Source organism: Kitasatospora sp. NPDC057512, from assembly GCF_042802135.1.
Classification (GTDB): Bacteria; Actinomycetota; Actinomycetes; order Streptomycetales; family Streptomycetaceae; genus Kitasatospora.
In genome coordinates this window covers 1-7,367 of the sequence record NZ_JBHVET010000420.1, presented here as the reverse complement: position 1 = coordinate 7,367, position 7,367 = coordinate 1, and the positions used below count along the sequence as shown (strand labels likewise).

The 7,367-nt window shown below is 74.2% G+C and carries 6 protein-coding genes; 3 read left to right on the top strand and 3 right to left on the bottom strand.

The window, feature by feature from the left end:
• Positions 1 to 28 precede the first annotated feature (28 nt).
• Positions 29 to 1,111 (bottom strand): septation protein SepH, encoded by a 1,083-nt coding sequence (gene sepH / locus ACFU6K_RS24845; protein WP_380666489.1) that lies wholly within the window; start codon positions 1,109 to 1,111, stop codon positions 29 to 31.
• 511 nt (positions 1,112 to 1,622) lie between these two features.
• Here sepH and ACFU6K_RS24840 point away from each other — a divergent pair.
• Positions 1,623 to 2,510 (top strand): hypothetical protein, encoded by an 888-nt coding sequence (locus tag ACFU6K_RS24840; protein WP_380666487.1) that lies wholly within the window; start codon positions 1,623 to 1,625, stop codon positions 2,508 to 2,510.
• Here ACFU6K_RS24840 and ACFU6K_RS24835 read toward each other — a convergent pair.
• Positions 2,507 to 3,829: a D-arabinono-1,4-lactone oxidase gene (locus ACFU6K_RS24835; RefSeq protein ID WP_380666485.1), complete on the bottom strand. Its 1,323-nt coding sequence runs from the start codon at positions 3,827 to 3,829 to the stop codon at positions 2,507 to 2,509. The two genes, ACFU6K_RS24840 and ACFU6K_RS24835, sit on opposite strands and share 4 nt — an antisense overlap.
• Positions 3,830 to 3,933: 104 nt before the next feature.
• The gene (locus ACFU6K_RS24830; protein WP_380666483.1) at positions 3,934 to 5,202 is read right to left on the bottom strand and encodes an MFS transporter; all 1,269 of its coding nucleotides are present in this window, start codon (positions 5,200 to 5,202) and stop codon (positions 3,934 to 3,936) included.
• A gap of 131 nt (positions 5,203 to 5,333) precedes the next feature.
• Here ACFU6K_RS24830 and ACFU6K_RS24825 point away from each other — a divergent pair, with 131 nt between their 5' ends.
• Positions 5,334 to 6,491: a ferrochelatase gene (locus tag ACFU6K_RS24825; protein ID WP_380666481.1), complete on the top strand. Its 1,158-nt coding sequence runs from the start codon at positions 5,334 to 5,336 to the stop codon at positions 6,489 to 6,491.
• Positions 6,492 to 6,596: 105 nt separating this feature from the next.
• Positions 6,597 to 7,367 (top strand): inositol monophosphatase family protein (locus ACFU6K_RS24820; RefSeq protein ID WP_380666479.1); only part of this gene is annotated, 771 nt, incomplete at its 3' end.

Sequence of the window (7,367 nt, the reverse complement as noted above, 5' to 3'; positions counted from 1 at the left end):
GGCCGGGCCTCCCGCCCCTTCGGGGTTGCTACTCCTGCTTCTTGCGCCGGCTGCCGAAGACGATCTCGTCCCAGCTGGGCACGGTGGCCCGGCGACCGGGCCGGACGCCGTCCGCCTCGGCCTGCCGGTCGGTGGTGCCGACCAGGCGATCGCGGTGCGGGGCGACGGCGCGCGGCATCAGGATGTCGGCGTAGGCCGAGCCCGCGCCGACCGCCGGGGCGGCGGCCGCCGCGGCCGACTCCTCGGTCTCCTCGGCGACCTCGGCGGGCACCGGCTCGATCGGGGCGGGGGCGCCGACGGCGAGGTCGCCGCGGAAGGCGGGGACCACGTCGAGCAGGCTGGTCAGCGAGTCCCGGGCGTCGGCGGTGGCCTCCCGCGACTCGCGGACCTCGCGGGAGGACATGATGCGGTCGGCCGAGGGCCGGTCGATCATCGGGCGGGGCGGCCGGTCCTGGGGGAGCCGGGCGATCCGCGGGATGAACGGGAAGACCGACTCCTCCTCGCGCTCGACGTTCTCGCCGATCAGCGCGCGGGCCTCGTCGTCGTTGGGCTGGACCAGGCGCCGGGGCGGGTCGTACGTCCAGGAGGCGCTGCGGCCCTCGCCGTCGGCCCGGTAGGAGAGGATGACCTCCCAGGTGCCGTCGTCGCGCCGCCAGGAGTCCCAGCGCTCGGTCTCCTTCTCGGCGCCGCGTAGCGCGAGGCGCTCGGCGACGGCCTCGCCGAGCTGCGGGCCGGGGGACTCGCCGTTGCGGCGGATCGCGGTCTTGCGGGCGCGCTCGGCCATGAAGGCGCGCTCGGCGAGCACCGGGCCCTCGAAGCGGCGGACGCGGTCGACGGAGATCCCGGCGGCCTGGGCGACCTCCTCCGCGGAGGCACCGGCTCGTATCCGCGCCTGGATGTCCCGGGGGCGGAGGTGGCTCTCGACCTCGATCTCGATCTGGCCGAGGCGCGGCCGGTCGCCGCGGATGGCGGCGCGCAGCCGCTCGTCGATGGGAAGGGTGTACTCCGTGCTGTCGGCAGCCTTGAGCACCAGCCGTGTGCCGTCGTTGCTGACGGCCACAACCCGCAGTTCGGGCACGGTTACCTCCCGGGTGGTGCCTGCCGACGTCACCTGCGTCGCTGCTCCCGTACTGAGTGTGGCCTGCCCACTCGCGACTGGCCACAACCTTGCTGAGTTCCCCGGCGTGTCGGGCTTACGCCCGCGCACGCCGCTGTGGCACGGTTGCCTTTTTGCCACGCCATCGGTTGACGTCGCGCCTGGGTGTCCCGGCCGTCCTCGCACGCGCAGTGAACGCGACGATCCGGGACGGGCGTCGCCGTGCGTGCCCGGTCCGTGTCTCCTTGTCAAGCTGCCGGTGGGGGCGCAGTCGACAAGTCGACCCAAGGCTCGGGCTTTACGAACAGTACTCCATTCGTGGCATCCACAGGGGCGGCTCGCCGCTCAAGTCTCCCGCGATTCACGGGAATCTCAAGAGCACGCTCCCCCGATGGCGGACCACCGCCGGACGCACGGTGATCATCTTCACACAATCCGGGCGCCGAGAACCGCATTTTCGTCCCTTGTGTCCTTCTTTGGGCAAGATGGAGAGCCTTGTACGAAGAACAGCCGTAGGGACCGAGGGATGTCGATGCCGGAACGGAGCCCCGCCGAGGAGGGCGGCAAGGCCAAGGAGGAGCGCAGGCGCATCGATCTGAGTGTGGCTCAGGTCGCGGCGAGCGCGCTGGCCACGGTGGTGGGTGCGCTGCTGGCCTCCGAACTGGGGGTGTACGGCACGATCCTGGGCGCCGCCGTGGTGAGCATCGGGGCCACCACCGGCGGCGCGGTGTTCCAGCACATCTTCAAGCGGACCGGCGAGCAGCTGCGCGAGGCGGTGGACCGGGGGCCGAACCAGGCCGCCAACACCCTGCGTCAGGTGCCGGTCGAGTCCGGGCTGCCGGACACGCGGGTGCAGCCGCCGGTGATCACCTCGGAGTGGAACGAGCCGCAGGTGGTCCGGGCGCGTCGCCGGTGGGGCTGGAAGACGTACGCGGCGGTGTCCGGGCTGGTCTTCGTGCTGGCGATGACACCGATCGTGGCGTTCGAACTGGCCACCGGGCAGCCGGTGTCGGCGACGGTCAAGGGCGAGTCCGGCAACGGCACGTCCTTCGGCGGCTCGGTGGCGCCCAAGTCCTCCCAGCCGCGGGACGCCCCGCCGGAGCGGCCGTCCCCGGGCGGGAACGGGAAGCAGGGGCAGGACGGCGCGCCGTCCGGCGGCGCCTCCGCCCCGTCGACCACCCGCCCGAGCCGGGAGCCGGGCGGCACGCCGAGCACCGGCGCGGGGACGGGCTCGCCCTCGGCCGGTCCGAGCGCGACCCCGTCGGCCGGCGCCTCCCCGTCGGCGGGCGGCGGGCAGCCCACCGGCGGAGCGACCCCGCAGCCGCCCGTGCAGAGCAGCGCCCCGGCGAACGAACCGGCGAAGGCGCCGGTGGCCCCGCCGCCGGCCGACGGCACCAACGGGGCGACGCCCTAGTCGCCCAGCACCCGGCGCAGGTAGTCGTTGCCGAACAGCCGCTGCGGGTCGACCTCGTCGCGCAGCGCGGTGAAGTCGCCGAAGCGGGGGTAGACGCCGGCCAGGTACGCGGCGTCGCGGGTGTGCAGCTTGCCCCAGTGCGGCCGTCCCTGATGGGCGGTCATCAGCTGTTCCACGCCGGTGAAGTAGCCCTGGTCGGCGGTGCCCCGGTAGAGGTGGACGGCGATGTAGGCGCTGTCCCGGCCGGAGGCGGTGGAGAGCCAGAGGTCGTCGGCGGGGGCGAAGCGCACCTCGACCGGGAAGCCGACCTTCCAGTCGGAGCGCTCGACCAGGGACTTCAGCTCGCGCAGCACCTCGCCGACGGCCGCGCGCGGCACCGCGTACTCCATCTCCACGAAGCGGACCTTGCGCGGGCTGGTGAACACCTTGTACGCGGTGTCGGTGAAGCTGCGCTCGGACCAGGCCCGGCTGGCCAGCGAGGCGATCGAGGGGATCGAGCCGGGGAAGCGCCGGCCGACCCGGCAGGCCCCCTCCCAGACGGTGTTGGAGAGGAAGTCGTCCTCCAGCCACTCCTTGAACCGGGGCAGCGGGGCGGCCGGGCCCTGGCTGCGGTTGTTGCGCTTGGTGGAGCAGCGGTCGGTGTGCGGGAACCAGTAGAACTCGAAGTGCTCGTTGACGGCGGTGAGGTCGTCCAGGCGCTCCAGCACCTCGTCGAAGCCCATCGGCTGCTCGTGCGCGGTGAGCAGGAAGGCCGGTTCGACGCCGAAGGTGAGTGCGGTGATCACGCCGAGGGCGCCGAGGCCGAGCCGGGCGCCCTGGAAGAGCCGGGGGTTCTCGGTGGGGGAGCAGTGCCGGACGGTGCCGTCGGCGAGGACGATCTCCAGCGCGCGGATCTGGGCGGCCAGCGAGCCGGAGTCGCGGCCGGTGCCGTGGGTGCCGGTGCTGGTGGCGCCGGCCACGGTCTGGACCTCGATGTCGCCCATGTTGGTCAGCGAGAGGCCCTCGCCGGCGAGGAGGCGGTTGAGCCGGTGCAGCGGGAGGCCGGACTCGACGGTGACGGTGCCGGCCTCGCGGTCGATCCCGCGGACGGCGGTGAGCGCGTGCGGGCGGATCTGGACGCCGTCGTCGGCGGAGGCGATCGAGGTGAAGGAGTGGCCGGATCCGACGGCCTTGACGGTGCGGCCCTGTTCGGCGGCCCGCCGGATCTCCCTGGCCAGCTCCTCCACGGTGCCGGGGGCGGCGGTCCGGGCGGGCCGGGCGCTCTGGTTGCCGGCCCAGTTGGTCCACCGGGTGGGGGTCGCGGTACTGGCCTGGGGCATTGCGCTGCCTCCTGCTCCGTGGCCGAACGGGTTCGGCGCGGTCCGGGGCGGCGCAGCCGCCCTACCCACAAGTAGGGCCCGTGGGTAGGGCGAGGCTAGTCAGTTCACCGTTCGGCGTCTACGGTCCGTTCGGCCCCTTCGGCGGCCGTTCCGGCGCCGGCTTCGGCGGTCAGGCCGGCGCGCAGCCGGCCGAGGCCGGCGAGGGCGGCGACCACCCCGAGCAGGCCGGCGGCCAGCGGCACCCAGTAGCCCGCGGCGGCGCCGGAGGCGTCGACCACCCAGCCGCCGGCCGAGGAGCCGACCGCGACGCCGAGGGCCAGGCCGGTGGTGGTCCAGGTCATGCCCTCGGTCAGCTGGGCGGCCGGGACGAGCCGCTCGACCAGGGCCATCGCGGTGATCAGGGTGGGGGAGATGGCGATGCCGGCGACCAGCAGCGCGGCTCCGACCGCGACCAGTCCGCCGATGCCGTGCACCGCGTGGGCGACCAGGAGCAGCGGCACCATGCTGACGGCCATGAACAGGACGCCGACGAGGAAGCGCACCGCCATCGAGCCGGTGAGCTTGAGGGTGCCGAAGACCACCCCGGCCAGGCAGGACCCGAGCGCCCACAGGGCGAGGATCACGCTGGAGATCGACTTGTGGCCCTGGGCCTCGGCGTAGGCGACGGTGACCACCTCGACCGAGCCGAAGATCGCGCCGGTGGCGACGAAGGTCACGATCAGCACCTGGAGGCCGCGGTTGAGGATGACCGAGCCGCCCTCCTGCCGGGCGGCCGGATGGACCGGCGGCTCGGTGGAGCGCTGCCCGGCGAACAGCAGGACGCCGACGGCGAGGAAGATCCCGGCAAGCAGCACGCCGGCTTCGGGGAAGACGGAGGTGGCGAGGCCGATGGAGAGGATCGGGCCGACGATGAAGCAGACCTCGTCGACCACGGCCTCGAAGGAGTAGGCGGTGTGCAGCTTGCCGGTGTCGTCGCGGTAGAGGTGGGCCCAGCGGGCGCGGACCATCGCGCCGGTGCTCGGCATCACGCCCATGCCGGCGGCGAAGACGAACAGCGTCCAGTCCGGGGCCTCCAGCCGGGCACAGAGCAGCAGGCCGGTGACGGAGACGATGGTGAGCGCCATGGCGGGGACGATGATCCTGCGCTGGCCGTGCCGGTCCACCAGTCGGGAGACCTGCGGGCCGAGGATCGCGGCGGAGACCGCGAGACAGGCCGAGACCAGGCCGGCCACCCCGTAGGAGCCCCGGAGCTGGGACAGCATGGTCACGATGCCGATCCCGGTCATGGAGATCGGCAGTCGGGAGACGAAGCCGGTGGTGGAGAAGGCCAGAGTGCCGGGGGAGGCGAATATCTGGCGGTAGCTGGACAGCACGGGAGCTCCGGGCGGGGGAGTAAGGAACAAGGCTGGCAAACACAGCTTACGTACGTTGGCAAACGGTATTTTCCGGGCACTCGCGCGGCCCCGGCGACGGTGCCCGGTCCCTCAGTGGCAGGATCGGTTCCATGTCCGACGCGCGCAAACCCTCCCCCTCCGGCGCCGCCCCGGCAGCGCCGCAGCCGTACGACGCCCTGCTGCTGCTGTCCTTCGGCGGGCCCGAGGGCCCCGAGGACGTCGTCCCGTTCCTGGAGAACGTCACCCGCGGCCGCGGCATCCCCAAGGAGCGGCTGAAGGAGGTGGGCAAGCACTACTTCATGTTCGGCGGGGTCAGCCCGATCAACGGGCAGAACCGCGAGCTGCTCGCCGCGCTGCGCAAGGACTTCGCCGAGCACGGGCTGGACCTGCCGGTCTACTGGGGCAACCGGAACTGGGCGCCCTACCTGGTCGACACCCTGCGGGAGCTGGCCGCCGACGGGCACCGCCGGATCGCCGTGCTCGCCACCAGCGCGTACGCCGGCTACTCGGGCTGCCGCCAGTACCGGGAGAACCTGGCCGACGCGCTGGCCGCGCTCGCCGAGGAGGGCGGGCCCGCCCTGCGGGTCGACAAGCTGCGGCACTTCTACAACCACCCGGGCTTCGTCGGGCCGATGATCGACGCCGCCCTGGCCGCCCTGGACGAGCTGCCCGAGGCCGTCCGCCCCGGCGCCCGGCTGGCGTTCACCACCCACTCCATCCCGCACTCCATGGCCGAGGCCTCCGGCGCCCCGGACGACCCGGCCCGTGGCGAGCCCGGCGGCGCGTACGTCGCCCAGCACCTGGACGTGGCCCGGCTGATCGCCGCCGCGGTGGCCGAGCGCACCGGCGTGGCCGACCGGCCGTGGGAGCTGGTGTACCAGAGCCGCAGCGGGGCCCCGCACATCCCGTGGCTGGAACCCGACATCTGCGACCACCTGGAGGCCCAGCACGCCGACGGCGCGCCCGCCGTGGTGATGGTCCCGATCGGCTTCGTCTCCGACCACATGGAGGTCAAGTACGACCTCGACACCGAGGCCGTCGCCAAGGCCGCCGAACTCGGCCTGCCGGTCTCCCGCGCCGCCACCGTCGGCGCCGACCCCCGGTTCACCGCCGCCGTGCGCGAGCTCCTCCTGGAGCGGGCCGCCACCGAGCGCGGCGAGCCGGTGACCCGCTGCGCCCTGGGCGCCCTCGGCCCCAGCCACGACGTGTGCGCGGTGGCCTGCTGCCCCAACCCGCGGGCCCCGCGCCCGGCCGTCGCCGAGCGCTGACCGCCCGGCCCGCCCGTTCCGCCCGTTCCACCTGGCCCGCCAGTCCCGCCAGTCCCGCCAGTCCTGCCCGTCCCACCCGTCCCGTCGCCCCGGAGGAGAACCCCCGTGCCCACCCCCGCCCTGCCCGACGACGGCCTCCTCGACGACCTGCTGGAGGTCGCCCTGGACGCGGCCCGGCAGGCCGGCGCCCTGCTGCGCGACGGCCGCCCGGCCGACCTCGGCGTGGCCGGCACCAAGAGCAGCCCGGTCGACGTGGTCACCGAGATGGACCTCGCCTCCGAGAAGCTCGTCCTGGAGCTGATCACCGACCGCCGCCCGGAGGACGGCTACCTGGGCGAGGAGGGCGCCGAGCGGCCGGGCACCAGCGGGGTCCGCTGGGTCGTGGACCCGCTCGACGGAACGGTCAACTACCTTTACAGGCTGCCCTCCTGGGCGGTCAGCGTGGCCGCCGAGGTGGACGGCCGCGCGGTCGTCGGCGTGGTGTACGCCCCGGCCCGCGGCGAGCTGTTCCACGCCGTCCTGGGCCGCGGCGCCCGCCTCGACGGCCGCCCGCTCTCGGCCCGTCCGGCCCCGCCCTGGGGCCAGGCGCTGATCGCCACCGGCTTCAACTACGTCCAGTCGGTGCGGGTCCGGCAGGCGGAGGTGCTGCTGGCGCTGATGCCGGAGGTGCGGGACATCCGCCGGGGCGGGGCGGCCGCGGTGGACCTGTGCGACGTCGCCGCCGGGCGGCTGGACGGCTACTACGAGCGCGGCCTGGCCCCCTGGGACCGGGCGGCCGGCTGCCTGATCGCCGCCGAGGCCGGCGCCCTGGTCGGCGGCCGGCCCGGACACGGGCCGGACGGTGAGCTGACCGTGGCCGCCGCCCCGGGGGTATAC